General features: G+C 44.3%; 24 protein-coding genes. 6 read left to right on the top strand and 18 right to left on the bottom strand.

From position 1 onward, the window contains the following. Positions 1 to 25 precede the first annotated feature (25 nt). The 4 genes from BZ167_RS09900 to BZ167_RS09885 all read right to left on the bottom strand — a co-directional run bounded on the left by BZ167_RS09900 (position 26) and on the right by BZ167_RS09885 (position 2,766). A complete protein-coding gene (locus BZ167_RS09900) occupies positions 26 to 664 on the bottom strand; it encodes a nitroreductase family protein (RefSeq protein WP_004393039.1) in 639 nt (212 codons plus the stop codon). 13 nt (positions 665 to 677) lie between these two features. Next, positions 678 to 1,139 (bottom strand): MarR family winged helix-turn-helix transcriptional regulator, encoded by a 462-nt coding sequence (locus BZ167_RS09895; protein ID WP_193392832.1) that lies wholly within the window; start codon positions 1,137 to 1,139, stop codon positions 678 to 680. Between the two features lie 112 nt (positions 1,140 to 1,251). Beyond that, the gene (locus tag BZ167_RS09890) at positions 1,252 to 2,130 is read right to left on the bottom strand and encodes a YitT family protein (RefSeq protein WP_015418633.1); all 879 of its coding nucleotides are present in this window, start codon (positions 2,128 to 2,130) and stop codon (positions 1,252 to 1,254) included. Between the two features lie 183 nt (positions 2,131 to 2,313). Further along, positions 2,314 to 2,766, bottom strand: coding sequence for a MarR family winged helix-turn-helix transcriptional regulator (locus BZ167_RS09885; protein ID WP_061861070.1), 453 nt, complete (start codon positions 2,764 to 2,766; stop codon positions 2,314 to 2,316). 120 nt (positions 2,767 to 2,886) lie between these two features. Between BZ167_RS09885 and BZ167_RS09880 the strand changes: the two genes are divergently transcribed. Together BZ167_RS09880 and BZ167_RS09875 are read left to right on the top strand one after the other, a co-directional pair. Beyond that, entirely contained in the window at positions 2,887 to 3,318 is a 432-nt protein-coding gene (locus BZ167_RS09880; protein WP_061861071.1) for a GNAT family N-acetyltransferase, read from the top strand. Positions 3,319 to 3,677: 359 nt separating this feature from the next. Next, entirely contained in the window at positions 3,678 to 4,544 is an 867-nt protein-coding gene (locus BZ167_RS09875; protein ID WP_061861072.1) for a DUF1259 domain-containing protein, read from the top strand. A 210-nt stretch (positions 4,545 to 4,754) separates the two neighbouring features. On the opposite strand, the gene BZ167_RS09870 is transcribed toward BZ167_RS09875, so the two are convergent. Both BZ167_RS09870 and BZ167_RS09865 read right to left on the bottom strand, forming a co-directional pair. Beyond that, on the bottom strand, positions 4,755 to 5,156 hold the full coding sequence (locus BZ167_RS09870; protein WP_007409882.1) for a carboxymuconolactone decarboxylase family protein: 402 nt from the start codon (positions 5,154 to 5,156) through the stop codon (positions 4,755 to 4,757). A gap of 104 nt (positions 5,157 to 5,260) precedes the next feature. Further along, positions 5,261 to 6,169, bottom strand: coding sequence for a LysR family transcriptional regulator (locus BZ167_RS09865; RefSeq protein WP_032875365.1), 909 nt, complete (start codon positions 6,167 to 6,169; stop codon positions 5,261 to 5,263). A 118-nt stretch (positions 6,170 to 6,287) separates the two neighbouring features. Here BZ167_RS09865 and BZ167_RS09860 point away from each other — a divergent pair, with 118 nt between their 5' ends. Then, positions 6,288 to 7,073, top strand: coding sequence for a 3-hydroxybutyrate dehydrogenase (locus tag BZ167_RS09860; protein ID WP_007409884.1), 786 nt, complete (start codon positions 6,288 to 6,290; stop codon positions 7,071 to 7,073). A gap of 253 nt (positions 7,074 to 7,326) precedes the next feature. On the opposite strand, the gene BZ167_RS09855 is transcribed toward BZ167_RS09860, so the two are convergent. Then, positions 7,327 to 8,775, bottom strand: coding sequence for an aminotransferase-like domain-containing protein (locus tag BZ167_RS09855; RefSeq protein WP_015418637.1), 1,449 nt, complete (start codon positions 8,773 to 8,775; stop codon positions 7,327 to 7,329). Between the two features lie 128 nt (positions 8,776 to 8,903). On the opposite strand from BZ167_RS09855, the gene BZ167_RS09850 reads away from it, so the two are divergent. Beyond that, complete coding sequence (locus tag BZ167_RS09850) at positions 8,904 to 9,815, top strand: DMT family transporter (protein ID WP_061861073.1); 912 nt, start codon at positions 8,904 to 8,906, stop codon at positions 9,813 to 9,815. 149 nt (positions 9,816 to 9,964) lie between these two features. Beyond that, complete coding sequence (locus tag BZ167_RS09845; RefSeq protein WP_061861074.1) at positions 9,965 to 12,034, top strand: thioredoxin domain-containing protein; 2,070 nt, start codon at positions 9,965 to 9,967, stop codon at positions 12,032 to 12,034. Here the strand turns inward: BZ167_RS09845 and BZ167_RS09840 are convergent. Further along, positions 12,031 to 12,927 carry a CPBP family intramembrane glutamic endopeptidase gene (locus tag BZ167_RS09840; protein WP_053573843.1) on the bottom strand — a complete coding sequence of 299 codons (897 nt, stop codon included), beginning with the start codon at positions 12,925 to 12,927 and terminating at the stop codon, positions 12,031 to 12,033. The genes BZ167_RS09845 and BZ167_RS09840 overlap by 4 nt on opposite strands. A gap of 213 nt (positions 12,928 to 13,140) precedes the next feature. Between BZ167_RS09840 and BZ167_RS09835 the strand changes: the two genes are divergently transcribed. Next, complete coding sequence (locus BZ167_RS09835; protein WP_077392040.1) at positions 13,141 to 14,472, top strand: MFS transporter; 1,332 nt, start codon at positions 13,141 to 13,143, stop codon at positions 14,470 to 14,472. Positions 14,473 to 14,504: 32 nt separating this feature from the next. Here the strand turns inward: BZ167_RS09835 and BZ167_RS09830 are convergent, their stop codons facing one another. The 10 genes from BZ167_RS09830 to BZ167_RS09785 all read right to left on the bottom strand — a co-directional run bounded on the left by BZ167_RS09830 (position 14,505) and on the right by BZ167_RS09785 (position 22,496). Then, the gene (locus tag BZ167_RS09830; protein ID WP_033574266.1) at positions 14,505 to 14,885 is read right to left on the bottom strand and encodes a VOC family protein; all 381 of its coding nucleotides are present in this window, start codon (positions 14,883 to 14,885) and stop codon (positions 14,505 to 14,507) included. A gap of 56 nt (positions 14,886 to 14,941) precedes the next feature. After that, entirely contained in the window at positions 14,942 to 15,880 is a 939-nt protein-coding gene (locus tag BZ167_RS09825; RefSeq protein WP_033574265.1) for a LacI family DNA-binding transcriptional regulator, read from the bottom strand. Between the two features lie 62 nt (positions 15,881 to 15,942). Beyond that, positions 15,943 to 16,701 carry an exodeoxyribonuclease III gene (gene xth / locus BZ167_RS09820; protein ID WP_033574264.1) on the bottom strand — a complete coding sequence of 253 codons (759 nt, stop codon included), beginning with the start codon at positions 16,699 to 16,701 and terminating at the stop codon, positions 15,943 to 15,945. Beyond that, entirely contained in the window at positions 16,698 to 17,255 is a 558-nt protein-coding gene (locus BZ167_RS09815; protein WP_033574263.1) for a methylated-DNA--[protein]-cysteine S-methyltransferase, read from the bottom strand. The genes xth and BZ167_RS09815 overlap by 4 nt, the downstream gene beginning before the upstream one ends. Beyond that, entirely contained in the window at positions 17,252 to 17,833 is a 582-nt protein-coding gene (locus BZ167_RS09810; protein ID WP_033574262.1) for a bifunctional transcriptional activator/DNA repair enzyme AdaA, read from the bottom strand. Before BZ167_RS09810 ends, BZ167_RS09815 begins: the two co-directional genes overlap by 4 nt. A gap of 192 nt (positions 17,834 to 18,025) precedes the next feature. Further along, a complete protein-coding gene (gene rpsR, locus BZ167_RS09805) occupies positions 18,026 to 18,265 on the bottom strand; it encodes a 30S ribosomal protein S18 (protein WP_004392983.1) in 240 nt (79 codons plus the stop codon). A gap of 43 nt (positions 18,266 to 18,308) precedes the next feature. After that, entirely contained in the window at positions 18,309 to 18,827 is a 519-nt protein-coding gene (ssbA, locus tag BZ167_RS09800; protein WP_004392979.1) for a single-stranded DNA-binding protein SsbA, read from the bottom strand. 39 nt (positions 18,828 to 18,866) lie between these two features. Further along, the gene (gene rpsF, locus BZ167_RS09795) at positions 18,867 to 19,154 is read right to left on the bottom strand and encodes a 30S ribosomal protein S6 (protein ID WP_004392977.1); all 288 of its coding nucleotides are present in this window, start codon (positions 19,152 to 19,154) and stop codon (positions 18,867 to 18,869) included. A gap of 111 nt (positions 19,155 to 19,265) precedes the next feature. Next, entirely contained in the window at positions 19,266 to 20,366 is a 1,101-nt protein-coding gene (gene ychF, locus BZ167_RS09790; RefSeq protein ID WP_004392975.1) for a redox-regulated ATPase YchF, read from the bottom strand. 126 nt (positions 20,367 to 20,492) lie between these two features. Further along, positions 20,493 to 22,496 carry a molybdopterin-dependent oxidoreductase gene (locus BZ167_RS09785; protein WP_060673742.1) on the bottom strand — a complete coding sequence of 668 codons (2,004 nt, stop codon included), beginning with the start codon at positions 22,494 to 22,496 and terminating at the stop codon, positions 20,493 to 20,495. Positions 22,497 to 22,498: the final 2 nt, after the last annotated feature.

Here is a 22,498-nt window from a genome sequence, read left to right as displayed (position 1 = left end):
CTCTCCCCTCAGCTTCACTTCAACCTTATTTCCATTGTGCGATTGTTTCGATAGGAAGACGGTAGGAAGCATATCCTTCGTCTGCCGCTTTTCCGATTGATAACAGCATGACCGGTACATAACGCTCTTTATCCATTCCGAAAACCTCGGCAATCTTTTCTTTATCGTAGCCGCCGATCGGGTTTGTGTCATAGCCGTGCGCGCGCGCCGTAAGCATCAGCTGCATGGAAACGAGTCCTCCGTCAATCAGAATCGTTTCACGGTTCACTTGCTCCGGCAGTTTTTCAAAGTGTGCCGTCAACGCAGCGATTTGTCTGTCTTTTACTTCCTGCGGCATGTAGCCCAGTTCGACCGCTTTTGAATAAATTTCTTCTAAATAGTCATCACTGTTCATATCTGCGAAAACCGCGATCACCGCAGATGATGTGCTGACTTGTGTTTGGTTAAAGCTGGCAAGCGGCGCGAGTTTTTCTTTTCCTTCAGGGCTGTCAATGACGAGAAAACGCCACGGCTGCGCGTTGACTGAAGACGGTGCTGTCGTTGCTTCTTCCAGGATTTGAGTCATTTCTTCTTTGCTGATTTTTACGGCCGGATCGTAATTCCGAATGGAACGGCGCCCTTTCATAATGTCCATAAAGTCGTTTGTTTTCAGTTCTGTTTTCATGTGTAAAACACTCCTATGCTTTCATATTTTCTATATTATTCTGCATCTGTGACAATACGTTTTTTAACATACTGCGTTCTTCCTCGCTGACACCGGCAAGCATTTCCTTTATGAAACGCTCCTTCTCCTTTTTGGAAGCCTCAATTCTCTCCCGCCCCTGTTCAGTAAGCCGGACAAGTATAATTCGGTTGTCCTCGGGCTTCCGCCTTCTTGTGACCATTTCTTTGGCTTCAAGCTGTTTCAAGTGTCTTGTCACGGCTGCGCCATCAATATTTACCTTTTTCTGAAGATCGCTTTGGCTGATCTCATCGACGTAAAAAAGCACGGCGAGAAGCTCAAGGCGGGATTGGCTGATTCCGGTGCACGCTTCAAACTTCGTGCCGATCACTTTATGCAGTGATTGGAGCTGATATAAAATCTCGCCTTCCTCTGAACAACATACTGTCAAAACCCATCCCCACTTTCTTTTGCGCAATTAATTGACTAGTCAACGTTTGATATATCAATAATATACAGCCGTCATTCTATTTTTGCAAGTTTTTTCTCCTTTTTAAAAAAAAAGCTGCCGATTAACGGCAGCTCGCTTCTTAATGATTATGGACTTTTCTGAAATTACTGCCTTTTACTTCTGCGACATCATATACCGTCACAAAGGCTTGTTTATCAATGTCATTAATAATTTCTTTCAGTTTGGTTTCTTCTAAACGGTTGATAACACACGTGATTTCTTTGAATTTTTCATGAGAAAAACCGCCGTATGCTTCTTTATACGTAGCGCTCCGGCCCAATTCTTCACGAATGGTCTCTACCATTAATGCAGGCTCATTGGTGATAATCTGAAATGTTTTAGAACCGCTTAAGCCTTCCTCAACCACATGAATGACCTTAGACGCAATGTAGTAAGCAATGACGGAAAGCAATGCGCCTTGCAGCCCGAATACAAAAGAAACAAAAATAAACACAAACATGTTTAAAAATAAAATGAGGTCGCTCGTGCCAAACGGCAATTTCCGTGACAGAAGCACAGCCAGCATATCAATTCCATCTAAGGCGCCGCCGTTGCGCAATGCCAATCCCATTCCAAAGCCGAGAATAATCCCGCCGACAACGGTGATTAACAGGGTATCTCCCTCAATGATAGCCGGTGTGTGGTGGAAAAAACTCGTGCCTGCGGCAAGTGAGACAATACCGATAATTGATAGAAACGCAAAACCTTTACCGATTTGCTTATATCCTAACCAGACAAACGGTATATTGATCACCGCAATTAAGATCCCAAGAGGCAAATGAAACAGCTGTGAACCGACAATGCTGAGTCCGGTCACACCGCCGTCAGATACACTATTCGGAATCAATACGGTTTCCAGTCCATACGCGGCAATAATTCCGCCGATGATGACCATGATGGCCCGTACGATTGATTTCACTCTGAATTTCTTACGTCTTTGTTTTTCGATTGTACTCATATCATTCCCCGCTTCAATTATTTTGTCTTATTTAAATATACCATAATTGATACTTTTCGTTAAAAATAAGCCTATTGGCTATGTTGAAGCAGGAACCGAGGAAGGAGATGTCACAGATAACGTATCCATTTATGACTTTAATCATTCACAATGTAATCATTCACTAAAAGGAATTAATGACCATTAATAATCTCTTTTGTTTCCCTTCTTCACAAATTCCCAATCATATTCTATATTTTTTCTCACCCGCTGAAGAAGGCTGAAAATGGTTTCTTTTTCCTCAGATGTAAATCCGGACAGGGCTACCTCCGCAGAATGCTCTCCTTCTCTTTGCAATAACGGATAAACCTTTTTCCCTTTTTCAGTCGGAAACAGTTTTTTTATTTTTTTATTTTGATCATCAGGACGCTTTTCAATAAACCCCTGTATTTCCAGTTTTTTGATTGCCCTCGCCGCTGTTGTTCGGTCGACTTTAATCATTTCCGCCACTTTTTCCTGTATCACTCCCGGGTTTTCACATATACGCACAAGATAGAGATACTGCCCTTTTGTTAAGTCTAATTCTTTAAATTCAATATTGCTGATGGAATCCAATGCCCGTGCAATCATGCCGATTTCCCGCAAAATATCAGTCATATCTTTTCAAACCCTTCGTATTTTTGTTGCATTTACAATATAATTGTTTTATCGTTACTTCTATAAGACCACAAGCAAGCCGTGCAGTCCAGACTAATATGTGAAAAGGATTGGTTAATGATGAGGATAAAAAGAATAACGACGGAAATTGATTTACAAGCAGCGCTTGAGATTAGAAAAGCAGTTTTCATTGAGGAACAGCAAGTACCCGAATCCGATGAGTTTGATCAGTTTGATACGCTTCAGGAACAGTGCGGGCATGTTTTGGTTTATCATGAAAATCAGCCTGCCGGCACAGGACGTGTCCGCATCGTAAACCATACAGGCAAGCTCGAACGAGTCTGCATCCTGAAGCCTTACCGCAAATACGGATTGGGCAATGTCATCATACGCGAATTAGAAAACATGATAAAAGAAAAAGGCATCACCCAATGTAAACTGCATGGACAAACACAAGCGGAAGGCTTTTATCACAAACTGGGATATCAGACAGATTCACCGGAATTTATGGAAGACGGCATCCCGCATGTCTTGATGACAAAAGAGCTGTGAGCTGTCACTGAATGAGCAGCCAAACGGCTGTATGAATTATTTACCGAAAGCCTTGTATAAAGGCTTTTTTTCTTAGCCTGAAACTCAAATTAAAAGGTATGTGTGCTCCTCAGCCGGTGCTTGTCACAAATGACCGCCACAAAAAAATCAAAGCTGGAATAAAACTACCAATTTATAACATTTTGATTTCTTGAATAGTCCGATCAAAAGCTTTTAATCTATTAAAAATTAACAGTTAAAGAGATTACATAAAAGGCTGATTCTCTCTAATGTGGACTGCTGACGCGTTACATTTTTTCTATCTTCACATATCTTTAATACTACGTACGTTATAAATAGATTCCAGGAGGAGATATGAAGTGGAAGAAACGAGTATGGAGCCATCACGGCTCTGCAAAGAATTTGCTAGAATTCTCAATTCAACGCCCAGTGTCGTAAACGGCGTATGTACGGCGACAAGAACTCGAAGCAACATTCATCCGGTGGTACTCGGAAGAAGAGCCGAGGCATTTCCTTTTATTCCTCAGGCCTTTTCATTTGAAAGCATGGATCGGGAAGGCAGAGCTTTATGTTTAGGTGAAACTGTTTTACTGCAGGAAGAAGTGAACCCGTTAATGAGTGAGCTGCGCAAATTCGGTATCATCGTAACTGCCGTTCATAACCATTGGCTGTTTGATAAACCGCGTCTGATGTTTATGCATTTTGAATCAAATGATAAACCTCTCAATTTTGCAAGAAAAGTGAGAGAGGCCCTGAGAGTTCTAACTACTAAAACTGTGCGTGCGGTACCAAAAACTGACGGGGAAATGATTGAACGGCATGGTCTTTGTGACGAGTTCAACGATATTCTAGGCGGAACCATGCATACGTTTGAAAATGGAATTTGTACAGTAATGAGATCACGAACGAATATAAAACCAGTAGTACTGGGACGGCCCGGAAGATCATTCTTGCTCATTCCGCAAATGTTTTCATTTGAATCAATGACAAAAGACGGCCGTGCTCTCTGCAGCGGAGAAACTGTCATTCTGCAAAAAGAAATCAATCCATTTATCAGCGTTCTTCGGAAACATGATCTGATTGTAACGTCACTTCACAATCACTGGCTGTTTGATAAACCGAGACTGATGTATATTCATTTCGAAGCGATTGATAAACCTGTCAACTTCGCCTTAAAGGTGAGAAATGCTTTAAAAGTGCTTACTGATAAAGAGGTCAAAGCTTAGCATGTTTTGAAGTATCAAAAAGCGATTAAAATGATCGCTTTTACATATGATCAACCGAAAACAAAAAAGAGACCATATATAGGCCTGGCACGACATTTTTTATGATAAGCGAGACTATTAAAAAACAGCCTTATAGGCTGTCGTTTTGTGTATGTTCTATTGATGAGTTTATACTAATTCATCCCGCATTCCATACAAGCTCTTTATTTCTCAATGGTTTTCTACATGTCGTTGTGCAAACACCTTCTTAGCCACTGAAAGAGCATTAAGTACACGCGGGAATCCTGTATAAGGAACCAATTGGGTGATACTCTCTACAATCTCAGTCGGTGTTAATCCGGATGTAAGCCCTGTATTGATATGAAGTTCAAGCTGCGGCTCGGTTCCTTGCGTTACAAGGGATGAAATGGTAACAAGCGCACGTTGTTGATTGGTTAATCCCGGTCGTGAATATATATCTCCATAAGCAAATTCTATCATGTACTTACTTACATCTGGGGCGATATCTTTCAAGTCTTCAGAAATCTTTAAATGCGTAGAGATTTTATCATCGCTTGTTAAAGTGTACTCCATTAATTTGTCTAAACCTTGTTGGTAACGGCTTTGATCCATTTGAATTTCCTCCTGAAAGGTACTTATTTTCTGACATAAGATAATATATCGCAGCCCTCTCTAACCGTAAAATACATAAAAACTATAAAAATCATTCATTTTTTTCATGAGTTATCTTGATTTACGTAATTACTCTTACAAAAAAATGAAATATACCGGATAAATTCGCGTACTGCGTGTGAAACATATTTGCCTTTTTTTAAAATAATCGCCACTTTCCAAGGAATTGATGGATTAACAATGGAAATTGCCTTAACTAAACTTTGATCAGTCTTTTTCACTATAGACTGAGGAAAAATGGAAATACCTAGTTCTTCTCCAATCATTTCGCTGATAAAATCCCATTGAGAACTTTCATAAACGATATTTGGACGAAAACCGGCTCTAATACACTCTTGAATAATCCGATCGTGAAGAGAGAAGTCTTCACTAAACAGGATGAAAGGTTCATTTTTCAAGTCTTGCATTTCCACAATCTCTTTATGAACAAGCGGGTGAGCGGAATGAACGAAGAGCATCAGTTCTTCATTAAGCAATGGAATGATATCAAACTGCTCTTCGTCCACTGGTTCAATAACCACGCCAAGATCCAGTACCCCATCTTCAACCTCCTGTTTCACCTTGTTTCCCCCATGTTCTATCAGCTTGATGTTCACATCAGGATACAATTGTTTAAATCCTTTAATGATTTTAGGAAAAAACAAGACACCGATAAGCGGCGGTATTCCAATTTTCACTTTTCCTTTTTTTAAATGTAAAAGATCGTATAAGTTCGTCGATAAGTCATCTATTGACTTCATAATCATTTGGCCTTGCTCAAATACAATTTCGCCTGCATCTGTCAAAGCGATTTGTCTAGCTGAACGATCAATGAGCTCAACCTTTAATTCCTCTTCCAAACTTTTCACCATCTTACTTAAGGCAGGCTGTGACAAATGCAAATTTTCTGATGCCTTAGTAAAACTGTTGGATTTAGCAACTTCAAGAAAGTAAGTGATTTGGCGTATATCCATCGTATGATCTCCATTCCATAAGTTTAACGAATACATTATATTACTTTTATTCATTTTACTTATACAACTGCTGGGTGTAAACTTTTAGGAGACCAAAATGAATCCTGGAGGGGTTACTATGAGTAAATTATTGGAAAGTAAAGTTGCTCTTGTTACAGGCGCGGCGAGTGGAATTGGTTTAGAAATTGCACGTGAATTCGCTAAAGAAGGCGCAAAAGTTGTGATTTCCGATTTGAACGAAAAAGCCGTGCAACATGCAGCTGAGGAACTTACGGAACAAGGATACGAAGTCCTCTCTGCGGTTTGTGATGTAACAAACGAAGAACAAGTAGAAAAAAGTGTCTCTAAGACACTTGAAACCTTTGGACGATTGGATATTCTGGTAAACAATGCGGGGATTCAGCATGTGTCGGATATAGAAAACTTCCCGACTGATAAGTTTGAATTTATGCTGAAATTAATGCTTACTGCTCCTTTTAGTGCGACAAAAAGAGTATTCCCTTTGATGAAAAAACAAAAATTTGGCCGCATCATCAATATGGCTTCCATAAATGGTTTAATTGGTTTTGCAGGGAAAGCGGCTTATTGCAGCGCTAAACACGGTTTGATCGGTTTAACTAAAGTATCAGCATTGGAAGGAGCGGAATACGGAATTACCGTCAACGCCTTGTGCCCGGGATATATCGACACTCCATTGGTGCAAAACCAGTTAAACGATATTGCAGAGACTAGAGGCATTTCTAAAGAAAAGGTGTTTGAAGAAGTCATTTACCCCTTGGTTCCTCAAAAACGTTTGTTAGCCGTGCAAGAAATCGCTGATTACGCAGTATTCCTCGCCAGTGACAAAGCGAAAGGCGTTACAGGGCAGGCAGTCGTAATGGATGGCGGTTATACAGCCCAATAATCTGAATTTCATCTGCAGGAGTCATAGCGCTTTGGATTAAATGATTTACTCTTCAAGAACCAAGCCGATGGTTTTTTAGGAAAGACATAGCTATACAGATTGAAGTTTGATATATATTTGGTATATTAACTTAAGAAAAGCCGCCCTGTTGGCGGCTTTTTTACTGGTTTTCATGAGGGGAAAAGAAGCATTTGAAAAAGCGAAACGCGAAAACAAGCCGATTCTTGTCATTGATAGCATGTCTCTTATATATTTATCTGCTTGCCAATTCCTTAATCATCAAACCCAATTCATAAATTCCCTTTTGAAGATCTTCAAGAGATGCATAAGCATATGATAAGCGAATATAATTCCCTTTTTCTTGAGCATAGATACTGCCGAGATTGAGAAGTATCCCTTTTGTCAAAGCTTTTGTATAAAGTAATTTCATAGACAGTGGAGGCAATATTTTTACCCAGACAAAGAATCCTCCCTTCGGCATATTCCATGCAGCGACATTCTTCAAATTGGTTTCTAAGAGACTCATGATCAATTGCCTTCTCACCTTTAATTGACTTCTCACCTGTTCTAGATGCTGCTGGTATTCACCGGATGTAAACCACTCTGCCGCTACTCTCTGGGATAACGAACTGGAGCCGTAATCTGTTTGCATTTTTATGTCGGATAAACGTTCAATCACTGGTTCCGGCCCGACAATCCATCCAATCCTCAAGCCCGGACTTAACGTTTTCGATAAACTGCCTATGTAAAGCACATGCCCATTTTTATCTATTGTTTTAATAGGATCTGGAGGAATCTCATCTATCCATAACTCACGATAAATGTCATCTTCAATAATGGGAAGCTGTGCATTCTCACTTGCCGCAAGGATTTCTTCCCGTCTCTTTTTTGTCATTAAAATACCTGTCGGATTATGAAAACAAGGATTTGTATATAAGATAGCCCTCCCCCGCTCCCCCCTTGCCATGTGGATATGTTCCGGCAAAAGCCCATCGTTATCCATAGGAACTCCAGTCAGCTTCATACCGGCTGATTGAAATACGTGTAATGAATAAAGATAGGAAGGCTGATCGAGAAATACGGTCGATCCCCTTTGTAACAGCCCCATTGATATAAGCTGCAAGGCTTGCAGTGCGCCCGAAACAATAAGAATGGAAGAAGGAGACGCTTGAATGCCGATTGTTCTTAAATAGCCGCTTAATGCCTCTCTCAAAGGTAAATATCCTTTTGGTTCCTCATACCCGAATGCCTCTATGTTTTGAGATAACTTTCCCATGATCTCTTTCATAACAGCTAAAGGAAAAATCTCATGTGAAAGTTCTCCTTTACTGAGCTGTATAAGATCAGAATTCGATTCTGATTTATTGATCTCTTGAACGATTTTTTGGCTTGGCTGCTGGATTCCGGAGGTTACATACTGATCCCAATCGGGGGCGGAATTCTTAGCCAAAAGTGTCCATGTATTGTTCGTAACAACTGTCCCTTTACCCATTCTGCCTTCGATTAATCCATCCGCCGTCAATTCCTCTAAAGCTGTAATGACTGTGCTCCTGTTCACCTCAAAGTGTTTAGCAAGCGTGCGCTGGCTTGGAATCTTACTTCCAATCGGCCATTCTCCATTTCCTATTTTCTCTTTTATAAATTGAATGATTTGTATGTACTTAGGAAGCTTTTTCATCTTTTTTTCTTCTGGAGCGCTCATAAAAAGGATCCTCCTTAGAGTGGTTGGGTCAAAATCTATTTAACTGGTTGAAGTCATATCATCAAATCTTTATTAATATAGAAACACATTAAATAACTGGTTGGTTTTTGTAAAGAGGAGTGAGAAAGATGCAAAAGAAAACAGTTCGAATCGGTATATCTTACAGTCTGATGATTGGGTTGTGGGCATCAGCTTTCCCGGGAATTCGAGCGGGTTTGGAGAGTTACACGCCGGAACACCTCGCTTTGTTTCGCTTGTTGATTGGGTCAATGGCACTGTTGGTTTTTGCTGTTTTGACTCATATGCGTTTACCTGACATGAAGGATATCCCTGCTATTTTATCGTTAGGATTTTTAGGTTTTGCACTATATCACATTTTGCTGAATATCGGAGAAAAAACAGTCAGCGCAGGGACAGCAAGCTTACTCGTGACCATGACACCTATTTTTTCTGCAATGTTATCTCGTCTGTTTTTTGGTGAACATTTTGGGCTTTATAAATGGATTGGCTCTATCATAAGTCTATTGGGTGTGTCGATCATTTCATTTGGGGCAGGAAACTATACAAATTCAGTGAACGGCATTTTGTTAATCCTGCTGGCAGCTTTTTCGGAGAGTATTTATTTCGTTTTTCAAGCTCGCTATATAAAAAAATATGGATTTATTCCATTCGTTACATTCACTATTTGGGGCGGGACAATACCTATGCTTGTATTTCTGCCTGGCTTAGGGGAAGAGTTTTTGAACGCTTCAATGAACTCAACATTGTCTATCGTTTACTTAGGTTTATTACCAACGGTTGTGCCTTACTTTGCACTTGCGTATGTAACTTCACTCGTCGGTGCTTCAGAAGCAGCCATTTCACTTTATTTAACACCAGCCGTAGCCTTGGCCATTTCTTGGGTGTGGTTAGGTGAGGTACCTGCGTTTATTGCACTGACAGGCGGGATGGTTACAGTCGCCGGAGTGTGTTTCACCTATCTAACAGTAAATAAAACGATAAAGATTTTAAATCCTTACTTCTTATCTAAAAAGCAATAAGGTAGATGAAGTTTAACCCTGAAAATAGAGTCATAAGCAGTTCTCCTTTTTAATGACTTGGGTTTGGTTCACAAAGTTGAGTGTATGAATTTTTTTAGAGGATTGTGGTATGTTAAACATACAAATATTAATAGAAAGCAGGTGAGCCCATGCCAAACAATAGCAAACCCAACAGTTTAATCATGGAGAAGTCCCCCTATCTGCTCCAACACGCCCACAACCCCGTAAACTGGTATCCTTGGGGAGAAGAAGCCTTCGAAAAAGCAAAACGCGAAAACAAGCCGGTTCTTGTCAGCATCGGCTATTCGACGTGTCACTGGTGTCATGTAATGGCTCACGAGTCCTTTGAGGACGAAGAGATCGCCGGTATGTTAAACGATAAATTCATAGCCATCAAGGTTGATCGTGAGGAGCGGCCTGACGTGGATTCCGTGTATATGAGAATCTGCCAGCTGATGACGGGACAGGGCGGGTGGCCGCTGAACGTGTTCGTCACACCAGATCAGAAGCCGTTTTATGCGGGGACGTATTTTCCGAAGACGAGCAAATTTAACCGCCCGGGCTTTATCGATGTGCTTGAACATCTGTCCGAAACGTTTGCGAATGACCGGCAGCATGTCGAGGATATCGCCGAAAACGCCGCCGCTCATCTTGAAGTCAAGGTTCACCCGGCCGAGGGCATGCTTGGCGAACAGGCGGTTCATGACACGTATCGCCAGCTGGCCGGCGGGTTTGATACAGTGTACGGCGGGTTCGGCCAGGCTCCGAAATTTCCGATGCCGCATATGCTCATGTTTCTGCTTCGCTACTACAGCTATACGGGCAAGGAACAGGCTTTGGCCGGCGTAACAAAGACACTCGACGGCATGGCGAACGGCGGAATTTTTGACCACATCGGGTTCGGCTTTGCCCGCTACTCGACTGATAATGAATGGCTCGTGCCGCATTTTGAGAAAATGCTGTATGACAACGCCCTTCTCCTGACCGCATATACAGAAGCCTGCCAAGTCACAGGTAATGAGCGCTACAAACAGATTGCGATGCAGATCGTAACGTTTATTCAGCGGGAAATGATGCATGAAGACGGCAGCTTTTTCTCAGCTTTAGACGCTGATACCGAAGGCCGTGAGGGGAAATATTACATATGGTCTAAAAAAGAAATCATGAACCTTCTCGGTGATGAACTCGGCCCGCTTTACTGCAAGGTGTATAACATCACAGATCAAGGCAATTTTGAAGGCGAAAACATCCCGCACCTCATTTTCACGCGGCGTGAGGCCATCCTCGAAGAGACCGGCCTCACCGGACATGAGCTGGCCGAACGCCTTGAAGAGGCAAGAACAAAATTGCTGGAGGCCCGTGAAAACAGAAGCTATCCGCATACAGATGACAAAGTGCTGACCTCATGGAACGCGCTCATGATTGCCGGGCTGGCAAAAGCCGCAAAGGTATTTCACAAGCCTGACTTTCTCAGCATGGCGGAAACAGCGATCCGCTTTCTCGAACGGCACCTCATGCCGGACGGGCGCGTCATGGTCCGCTATCGCGAGGGCGAAGTGAAAAATAAAGGGTTTATCGATGATTACGCTTTTCTCATCTGGGCTTACCTTGAACTGTATGAAGCGGGTTTTAATCCGTCTTATCTGCAGAAAGCGAAAACGTTATGTACAAGCATGCTGGAGCTGTTCTGGGATGAACGGCACGGAGGTTTCTTCTTTACGGGGAATGATGCCGAGACCCTTCTTGTCAGGGAAAAAGAGGTTTATGACGGGGCCGTGCCTTCCGGAAACAGCGCGGCTGCCGTACAGCTGCTTCGTCTCGGCCGCCTGACGGGTGATATATCACTGATTGAAAAAGCCGAAGCGATGTTTTCCGTGTTCAAACGGGAAATAGAGGCCTATCCGAGCAGCAACGCTTTCTTCATGCAAAGCGTACTGGCACATACAATGCCCCAAAAAGAAATCGTTGTTTTCGGAAGGAAAGATGACCCGGACAGAAAACGTTTCATTGAGGCGCTTCAGGAGCATTTCACTCCCGCCTATACGATTCTCGCCGCAGAACATCCGGATGAGCTTGCCGGCATTTCTGACTTTGCCGCGGGTTATCAATTGATCGACGGGAAGACAACGGTCTACATTTGCGAGAATTTCGCCTGCCGGAGGCCGACGACGGATATTGATGAAGCGATGAACACCTTACAAATCAGCAGCAGAGCCTAGGCGGCCTGCTGCTTTTCTTTTTTCACAAAACGGAATGCGAGCCATGCGAAGATGATATTGATCACCAGAGTCGATATGCAATCATATATTTCATAGCCGCCGGCTGCTGTTGTAAATATCGACGGAATGCCGCCGTACACCGAATGATCCTCTGTGAGAAAGATAAATAAAAACATATTATTGGCAGCGTGACCGCCAAGAGACATCTCCAGACTGCCTGTTTTAATCGTGATAAAGGTCCAGATCATGCCAATGGTGACATATCCGATTCCCGCCCAGAGAGCTCCATTTTCCATTTCCGGATTTCCGAAATGAAGTGCGCCGAATAATCCGCCGATAATGACTGTCAGAACCACCGCGTTTGCCGTCAATTTTCCGGCGAACTGAAGCAGAAAACCGCGAAAGAGAAATTCCTCCGCAGAGGTTTGAATCGGCACCAATAAGACGGCCGCCGCTAACAGCAGCAGAAAACGTGAAGCATGGAATTCCTGAAGCATGAAACGATCCGGATGAATTGTAAAATCAATCAGCCCCGCGACAAACATCAGCACAACATATGTGCCGAATCCAAAGAAAATCCTCTTCCAGTTCAGCGACTGATTCGGTGTGATGATGGATAAAAACCGCCGCTTCATAATGAAACGAACCGCTATCCAAATGCCCGGAATCGCTATGAAATAGACGATATGCTGTAAATAAATATCCGCCAGCGGGTCACTTAATGCCCCCTCATCCCAATTTATCGTCAGTGAAGGATTGAAAGCGGACGTGAGAAACATATAAAACACGGTCAGTATGCTTCCGAAAAAGAACAAACCCACAATGACCAACAGAGAAAGAATATATCTCGATACACTATTTTTTCCCTCTGTGGGCCGTACAAACGTATTCATATTTATGCATCAACTTCCTTTCCTTCAACATTTTACAATATAAACAGAAACAGATATAGGAAATGTTATATGTTTTAAGAAGAAAGCGCTATGCCGTTTCCTTTGGCTCTGGTTATTTACACTCTGTTTTTGCCAAAAAAAGACCTTTATAATGTAGTCGTCAGATAAATTCACAGTATTTTCTGATTACAATTGCAAAGTCAGGGGGTTTTTATGAAACATCAGACATTCTCAAATGTAGCGAACCGATTAGACCGTCTCCCCATTTCACGTGTGCACTATCAAGTATTAACCGCTCTCGGAATCATCTATTTTTTTGATCTCGCTGATCTGTTTACGCTCAGCAACGTGGCTCCGGCGCTGATTGAGCATTGGGGCGTGAAGCTGTCCACCATTGCCGACATCACGGCCGCATCATTCCTGGGCATGTTTTTAGGCGCGTCCATCGGCGGAAGGCTGTCCGATCGGATCGGCAGGAAAAAAGCGCTGAATTGTTTTGTCCTTGTCTTTTCGATCTCATCTTTTCTGAATGCGCTGGCATGGGACATTCCGTCCTTAATGATTTTCCGCTTCTTGACCGGTCTCGGCGTCGCGGCCGCCATGATTGTGACGAACAGCTATTTGGCGGAATTTTTTCCATCCTCCGTACGGGGAAAATACATCTCCCTTTGCGCCATGATCGGACTAATCGGGGTTCCCGTCACAAACGTTGTTTCCGCTTTTGTCATTCCTTTAGGCTCATGGGGGTGGCGGCTCGTATTCGTATGGGGGGCGGCCGGTCTCATTTATTTCATTTTTATCCGCCGGCTTGAGGAATCGCCGCGCTGGCACGAAAATCGGGGCGCATATGATCAGGCAAACGCCATTATGAACCGTCTTGAAGCACGTATAGAGAAAGAAAAAGGCCCGCTTCCCGTGCCAAAAGAGGCGGCAGAAGTACATACAGTGAAGCACGCAGGCTACTTAGGGCTGTTTCAGGGCAGGAATTTAAAGATCACCATCATCCTGTCAGCGGTATGGATTCTTGAAACCTTTGGCTTTTACGGCTTTGCTTCATGGGTGCCCAGCCTGCTGAAAAGCAACGGCATCACCATGGAAAAAACGCTGTGGTACAATGTGCTTCACTCTGTCGGCGCGCCGCTTGGCGCATTGCTCGGTTCCATGATATCCGAGACGTTCCAAAGAAAATGGATTCTGGCCGCAAGCGCTTTTCTGACTGCCATTGCCGGACTGTTATACGGCATGACGTTTATTCCCGTCATGATTATTGTGTTTGGCTTTGTCGTTAACGTCACGGAACGGATCTTCACCTCAAATCTATACGCCTACACATCGGAGCCGTATCCTACGGAATATCGCTCGGCCGGGAGCGGGCTGGCGTACGGGCTCGGCCGTTTTTCCAATATATTCGGCTCCCTGCTCGTCGGATTTATTGCCGTTAAGCTCGGCTACATCAGCGTCTTTTTGTTCATCGGCGGCTGCTGGCTTCTGTGTTCCGTTTTGTTAATCCTCTTCGGCCCGAAAACAAATGCACAGCAAATTTAATCAAAAAAACAGTGCGGAATCACTCCGCACTGTTACACTGTGATTTCTATCAAATTGCCTTCCCCATCCTCTATCACGCTCTCATAATATCCGTCACCCGTCACGCGCGGGCCGCTTACAACCTGAAATCCATCATTTTTAAACGTTTCCGTCAATTCATTCACCCGCTCCTTGCTGCCTGTAGAAAATGCGAGATGCGCCCATCCGGTCATATTCTGTGCCGGAGCTTCATCAATGCCGCCTTTTTTCATAAGTTCCAGCCTGCATCCGGAGTCAAATGTCAGAAAATACGATTTGAAATCTTTTTTCTCATTATGATAAAGGTCATTGGCCTTGGCGCCGAAGTATGTCTCATAAAATTTTTTCATCCGTTCCAAATCTTTCACCCATATCGCTGCATGTTCAATTCGCATATGTCCGCCTCCCTTTTTTTCTCAATCTATTTATAAAGCATGAAACCCATTTCAGCTCAAGACTTTTTCCGCTGAAATTGATGCATAATTTGTTTTTTAGCTGTTTTTTCGTGAAAAAACAATAAAAATGCTTCCTTTCCGACCCGTTCCAAATGAAGTTCCAGGGATGGAATATTCAATGCCCGGCTGACGCTCAGATTTCCCTCGCCGATGATCTCCGCATCCCATTTCTGTTCTTTCGCAAACTGGTACAAGCCGGCAGCCACGTCATCACTGTGCGCATAGATGGCCGTCGGCGCCTTGTCGAAACCCCAGAAGTGCTCACCCGCACGCTTTCCGTCGTCCATATCATGGCATCCGACCAGAATGCGGGTTTCATCAAGAGAGCCGAAAACAGCCTTATATGCGGTTACCTTGTCGGCCGTACTCGGGCTTTTTTCCGCTTCCCGCACACATGTAAAAGCAACGTCTTGATGCCCGCGGTTTTTCAAATACAAAAAGCTTTCTCTGTATGCTGCCTGCCTGTCATTATAAGCGCAGGGAATCTCTTGATGCTGTGTATATTCACAAGCGACAATGGGACCGTATTCCAGGTAAGGCACGGCGGTCTCCCATTCATTCGCGCGGGACGTGACAATCAGTCCGTCAATCTTTTTCATTTTCAGCAGTTCGAAATAGGTCATCTCTATAGCGGGGTCATAATTGGTGGGGAGAAGGGTTGTCACGTAATCATGGGCAAACGCTTCCTTCGTGATACCGTTTACAATTTTGTCAAAGCAGGGATGGTCGCTGTACGGCAAAATCACACCGATTGTATTGGTCTTTCCGCGAATCAGATCAATGGCGGTTCGATTAGGGGTATAATCCAGCTCCTTCATCACTTGATTCACAAGACGCCTTTTCTCCTCAGATACGTACGGGTGTCGGTTTAATACGCGTGATACGGTGGCCACCGACACATTCGCCAGTTTCGCAATCTCTTTTATATTTGCCATGTGCTCCTCCATTTTCGGTGATAAAAAAGCAGCAAGAGTGGATTTCTCTTACTGCTATCTCATCATAAATCCACTGTCATTTCAACAGGGCAATGGTCAGAACCCATGATATCGGCACAAATGGCCGCTTGGCTGATCCGCTGCTTCAGTCTGTCTGAAACAATGACGTAATCAAGCCGCCAGCCGATGTTTTTCTCACGTGCGTTCGTCCTGTAAGACCACCAGGAATAGGCGCCTTCCCGATCAGGATATAAATAGCGGAATGAGTCGGTAAATCCGGCGCTCAGCAGGGCGCTGAACGCTTCCCGCTCCTGCTCCGAGAAACCGGCGTTCTTCCGGTTGGCTTTCGGATTTTTTAAGTCTATCTCCCTGTGTGCGACATTCAGATCGCCGCATAAGATCACGGGCTTCTTCCGGTCAAGCTTCTGCAGATAATCCTTAAAATCGGCTTCCCATTGAAGACGGTAATCAATTCGCTCTAATCCGCGTTTGGCATTCGGCGTGTAACAGTTGACGACAAACACGTTCTCAAATTCAAGCGTGATCACCCGTCCTTCTTGATCATGGTCGTCAATCCCCAGTCCATAGAACACGTGCAGCGGCTTTTCTTTCGAAAAAACAGCCGTGCCTGAGTAGCCTTTTTTCACCGCATAGTTCCAATAGGCGTGATATCCTTCAGGTTGTAATGATACTTGTCCGTCCTGTACTTTTGTTTCTTGCAGACATAGAATATCGGCTTCCGTTTCTTGAACGTAAGTATTGATATCTATCTTTTTCATCACGGCACGCAAGCCGTTTACATTCCAAGACATCAGTTTCATGTGATCCCTCCTGTCCGGCTCATCCGGTATTCCAGTGTTTCAATGTTTCTGCCCTCTAATGCCAGCAGCTGCTTTTTCATTTCTAAACCGCCTCTGAATCCGGTCAGTTTCCCGTTTTTTCCGATGACGCGATGGCACGGAACCGTAATCAGTACCGGATTTTTTCCAATCGCGGCGCCCACGGCTCTTACGGCTGCCGGTTTCTGAATCATTTTTGCTATATCCGAATAGGAGTATATCTCGCCGTACGGTATGTCCATAAGCGCTTTCCATACAGCAAGCTGAAATTCTGTCCCGTAAAGATCCAACGGCACGGAAAAAGCTGATCTGCCATTTTCAATGTACTCGGACAGCTCTGCCGTGTAAGGAGCCAGCTTTTCATCATCACGTGCCAATCGGTATTGCGGCAGTGATTTTTTTGCCCACTGCTCAAGCTCTTCAAAGCTTCCATAATTTGAGCCTATAAAGCAAAGCCCCTTAGATGTGGCGGCTGTATACAGGCTCCAATCATTCCGTGTGAAGAGTGTCCAATAGATCATAGGCTCTTTACTCATATTGAACCTCCCTGTCCCATTTTGGCCGTTTTTCTGTATTCTGTGGGCGAACTCCCGGTTCCCTTTTTAAAAAGGGTCGCGAAATGCGCTGTGTTTGGAATTCCGACAGTCAGAGCGATCTCCATGACTGTCATATCAGTATGCTTTAAAAGGTGTTCCGCCTTCGACAATCTTATTTTCTGTATATACGCAATCGGGGATATTCCCCTGATTTTTTTAAATGTCCGCTGTAAATGATAGGGGCTGCCGTGACACATTTCGGCCAGTACACTCAGAGTCAGGGATTCGTGATAATGGCGTTCAATGTATTCAATGATTTGAGCAATCCATTCTTCATCAGGAAGACGAAGACCGTTCGGCCGGCACCTTTTACAGGGTCGAAAATGTCTCTCGAGCGCTGCATCAGCCGTATCAAACACCAGCACGTTATCTTTATTCGGAACTCTCGATTTACAAGAAGGCCGGCAGAAAATCCCCGTCGTTTTTACCGCATAATAAAATACCCCGTCATAAGAAGCATCATTGTGTATGATTGCGCTCCACTTTTCATCAGTCAGGATATCTCTGTCTGTCTCCATCTCAGCCACCCCCTGTTCTTCAGTATAAACAAAATCATTGCATAAGTACGAGTTTTTGAATAGAGGAGCAAGATAACAAAGATAGGTGTCAGGAGCACTTCCATGTTTCATGTGAAACATTTCGGCAGGATGGAGAGGGACTGATATAAAAAAAGAGCAGGAGCCCGCAGGCTCTTGCTCTTTTCTTTCGGTTTACTCGCCAGTTACGTATGGAAGTAAAGCCATTTGACGTGCGCGTTTGATCGCGATAGTCAATTTACGTTGGTATTTCGCGTTTGTTCCAGTTACACGGCGAGGTAAGATTTTACCACGCTCAGAAACAAACTTTCTAAGAAGATCTACATCTTTGTAATCGATGTGCGTAATGCCGTTAGAAGTGAAGTAACAAACCTTACGGCGTTTCGCACGACCGCCTCTGCGTCCTCCTGCCATTGTCATTTCCCACCTTTCTCGTTATGAATATAGCGATAATCTATTAGAACGGAAGATCATCATCCGAGATGTCAATCGGCTTGCCGTCGTTGGCAAATGGATCATCATTAAAGCTGTTCCCTTGATTTCGTCTCTGGTTGTTCTGATTTCCGCCGAACGGATTATCATTTTGGCCTCCGCCAAAGTATTGGCCTCCGCCGCTGTTTCCTTCGTTGTATCCGCCTGATCCAGAACCGCCGCTGTTTTTAGGCTCAAGAAATTGAACACTTTCAGCTTGGACTTCTGTCACGAAGACACGCTGTCCCTGCTGGTTTTCATAATTTCTTGTCTGGAGTCGGCCGTCTACGCCGGCAAGGCTTCCTTTTTTAAGAAAGTTTGCAACGTTTTCGGCTTGTCTTCTCCAAGTGACACAATTAATGAAATCGGCTTCACGTTCTCCGGACTGGTTCGTGAATGTACGATTCACAGCAAGAGTAAACGTGGCGACAGCCGCACCGCTTGGCGTATAACGAAGCTCTGGGTCTTTTGTCAGTCTTCCGACTAATACAACTCGGTTAAGCATATGAAAGACCACCTTTTAACATTATATATTTCAAATTGCTTATTCTTCTTCTTTAACAACGATGTGGCGAATGATATCGTCACTGATCTTAGCTAAACGGTCGAATTCAGCAACCGCTGCAGCTTCAGACTGAACGTTTAAGATTTGGTAGAAACCGTCACGGAAATCGTTGATTTCGTAAGCAAGACGACGTTTACCCCAATCTTTTGTTCCAGTGATCTCCGCTCCGTTAGAAGTCAATACGTTGTTGAAACGCTCGATAACTGCCTTCTTTGACTCTTCGTCAATGTTCGGACGGATAATGTACATAACTTCGTACTTTTTCATCTGTTTGCACCTCCTTTTGGTCTAAGCGGCCCTATAATGGGCAAGGAGCAATAATTCTATTACTCACAAGTTTATATTATACCAAAGCTCTTGTCCCTTTACAACTGTGTCCTATACATTAAATCGGAAATGAATGACATCTCCGTCTTGGACTACATATTCTTTACCTTCCAGACGCACTTTTCCGGCTTCTTTCGCTCCGGACATTCCGCCGCCTGCCAAAAGGTCTTCATAAGCAACCGTTTCAGCGCGGATAAAGCCGCGTTCAAAGTCAGTGTGGATGATACCCGCACACTCAGGAGCTTTCATGCCTTTTCTGAATGTCCATGCGCGCACTTCCTGTTCGCCCGCCGTAAAGTAAGTCGCAAGGCCGAGGAGAGAGTATGACGCTTTAATCAGCTGATCAAGACCTGATTCTTCGATGCCGAGCTCCTCAAGGAACATTTGCTTTTCTTCGCCTTCCAATTCAGCAATTTCAGACTCAATTTTCGCACAGACGACGATAACTTCGGCGTTTTCACCCGCGGCGTACTCCCGGATTTTCGCAACATATTCATTATCTGAAGGATCAGCCACTTCATCCTCGCTTACATTTGCTACATAAAGCACGGGTTTTGACGTAAGCAAATGAAGCTGCTTCACAAGCTTTTGCTGTTCTTCCGTAAATTCAACGGAACGGGCAGGCTTTTCTTGTTCGAAAGCTTCTTTTAATTTAGACAGAATGTCAAATTCAAAAACCGCTTCTTTGTCTTTTTGCTTAGCAAGCTTGCTTACACGCGTGATGCGTTTTTCGACTGTCTCCATGTCGGCAAGAATCAATTCAAGATTGATCGTTTCAATATCGTCAATCGGATCGACTTTCCCTGACACGTGCGTAATATTGTCATCAGCGAATGCGCGTACAACGTGGCAGATCGCATCTACCTGACGGATATGAGAAAGAAACTTATTTCCGAGTCCTTCACCTTTTGATGCGCCTTTTACGATCCCCGCGATATCAGTGAATTCAAACGCAGTCGGCACCGTTTTTTTCGGGTTCACCAATTCAGTCAGCTTTTGCAGACGTTCATCCGGCACTTCCACGATTCCCACGTTCGGATCAATTGTACAGAACGGGTAGTTGGCTGATTCGGCACCAGCCTGGGTAATTGCATTAAATAACGTCGATTTTCCGACATTCGGCAAACCGACAATTCCAGCAGTTAAAGCCATTCTTTCATCTCCTCTATATCAAACCATCATCGTATAAACGTATTGTAAACCTAGAGCAATTATAAGGAGGTTCATAGGAAAAGACAAGCTGAGAAAAAAGCATTTCCCGCCCTCTCTCTCCTTAGATTATCCTTTTTTAACCGCTACCAGACAGTCAAAAAGCGTACTTCCCATTCCATTATCGGAATTTGAATCCTTTGTGAGCATGTTGACGGAGCCCCCGAATGCCGCCCACATGCCTTCATCTATATTCACCGTCTTCGGGTGAGCCTGCTTCATGATTTTCACCCTGCCGCGCAGACGGCCGCGGTCATTGTATACCTCTGCCGTATCTCCATCTTGAAGTGAAAGCTCCTCGGCGATATCCGGCGACAGATCCACCTGAATCTGCTGAAGCTTTTCAATAAACGGCACGTGCTGTGAATGATTGGAGCGCTGCGGGTGAATGGACAGCAGCGTATACGGATATTTCCCGGCCAGTCCGGCGTCATGATAAACAGACTCCTCCGGCACTTCCAATTGAGGGAGGCCGCTGTATCCTTTCTCTTCTGCCAGTGACGAGACGAATTCAAATTTTCCGCTCGGGGTTAAAAATTGAAAATCACTCCACGGAACCTGTTTGACCGGAAGCGGCATATGTCCTTTTTCCTTTAATTGCTCAAGGGTGATTCCTTCTTTCTCCAAAGAAGAGAGCCCCATTTTCAAGAAATCTTCCGTACTGTAATCAAAGAGCTCCCCGAATCCGAGACGCTTTGCGAGCTCCGTCCAGATCCATCGGTCTGATTTTGCCTCTCCCTGCGGTTCCGCAAGCTTCTTGCCATATTGAACATAGTGATGATACATGCTGGAATAATAAATATCTTCCTCTTCGAAAACAACGGCTGTCGGCAGCACATAGTCACAGAGCTTCGCCGTATCGGTCATGACCGAATCAATGGCCACTGTGACCGGTGTTTTTTCAAATGCTTCCTTCACTTTTTTTGTATTCGGCACCTGTGTCAGCGGATTGCCGCACGTCACGATGATCATCTCAATCGGCGGATCGGCTGCATTCAGCGCCTCTTCGGCTTGAGTCATCATCGAAAACGTTCTCGAACTTTTCTTCAGATCAGGACGGGTGAGCTCGGCCTTTGCAAAGCTTTCACCGACTTGCACATTTCCGAAGTTTGCGCCGCCGCCTTTGATACCGACATTTCCGCTCGCCGCAGCTAAAGCGTCAATCCACCGTATCGTCCCGCCCCCGTTTTTATATCTCTGCATCCCAAGACCCATAAAAGTGGAGGCGGGACCGTCAGCATATAAATCAGCAAGATATTCAATCACTTCTAAAGACGTTTCTGTTTTCTCAATGATCTCCTCAATAGAAATCGTCTGCAGAAGCTTTTCTATTTCTTCAAAACCGACCGAATGCCTTTGGATGAAATCGGAATCGGTTCTGCCGGTTTGGCATAATATTTTTAAAACACCCGCCGCAAGCCAGCCATCCATGCCGGGTTTAACGGATATATACCGATCGGCAAGCTTGGCAGTCGGGTTAAAAATAGGATCAATGACCGTCAGTGTCGCTCCTTTTTTCTTCACCTGCTGCAGATGATGATAGAGGTGCATATTCGTCCGGGACACGTTTCTGCCCCATACGATCACATGCTTGCTGTGATAAATATCAAGCGGTCCATGCCCGTAAGAACGCCCGAAATCCCAGCGCTGCGCTTCAATACCGGAACCCCAGCAAATGCTGCCCGCAATCTCCGTTACACCGCCGTATCCATTGAAAAAACGCTGGTCGAGCGCCTTCAAAAGACCGTTATTGGCGTAATCATGACTGTGCAGCACTGCGGCAGTGCCCAACGTCTCCTTAATCACCGCCATTTTTTCAGCAATTTCATCTAACGCCTGCTCCCAGGAAACGCGGACAAATTCGCCGTCTTTCTTTTTTAAAGGAAAACGAAGCCGTTCCGGCGCATTCGTTTTCGTCTCCAGCATTCTGCCACGGCCGCAAATTTTCCCTTCTGTAATGGGATGATTCGGGTCTCCGTCTACTTTCGTCACTTTTCCATCCTCAACTGTCACCAAAAAGCCGCAGCTGTCCCAGCAATTCAGCGGGCACGCTGACTGATGCACTTTGCTCATCG

It is taken from the genome of Bacillus sp. 275, assembly GCF_001999205.1.
Classification (GTDB): domain Bacteria; phylum Bacillota; class Bacilli; order Bacillales; family Bacillaceae; genus Bacillus; species Bacillus velezensis.
This window is presented reverse-complemented; position numbering and strand designations above follow the sequence as displayed.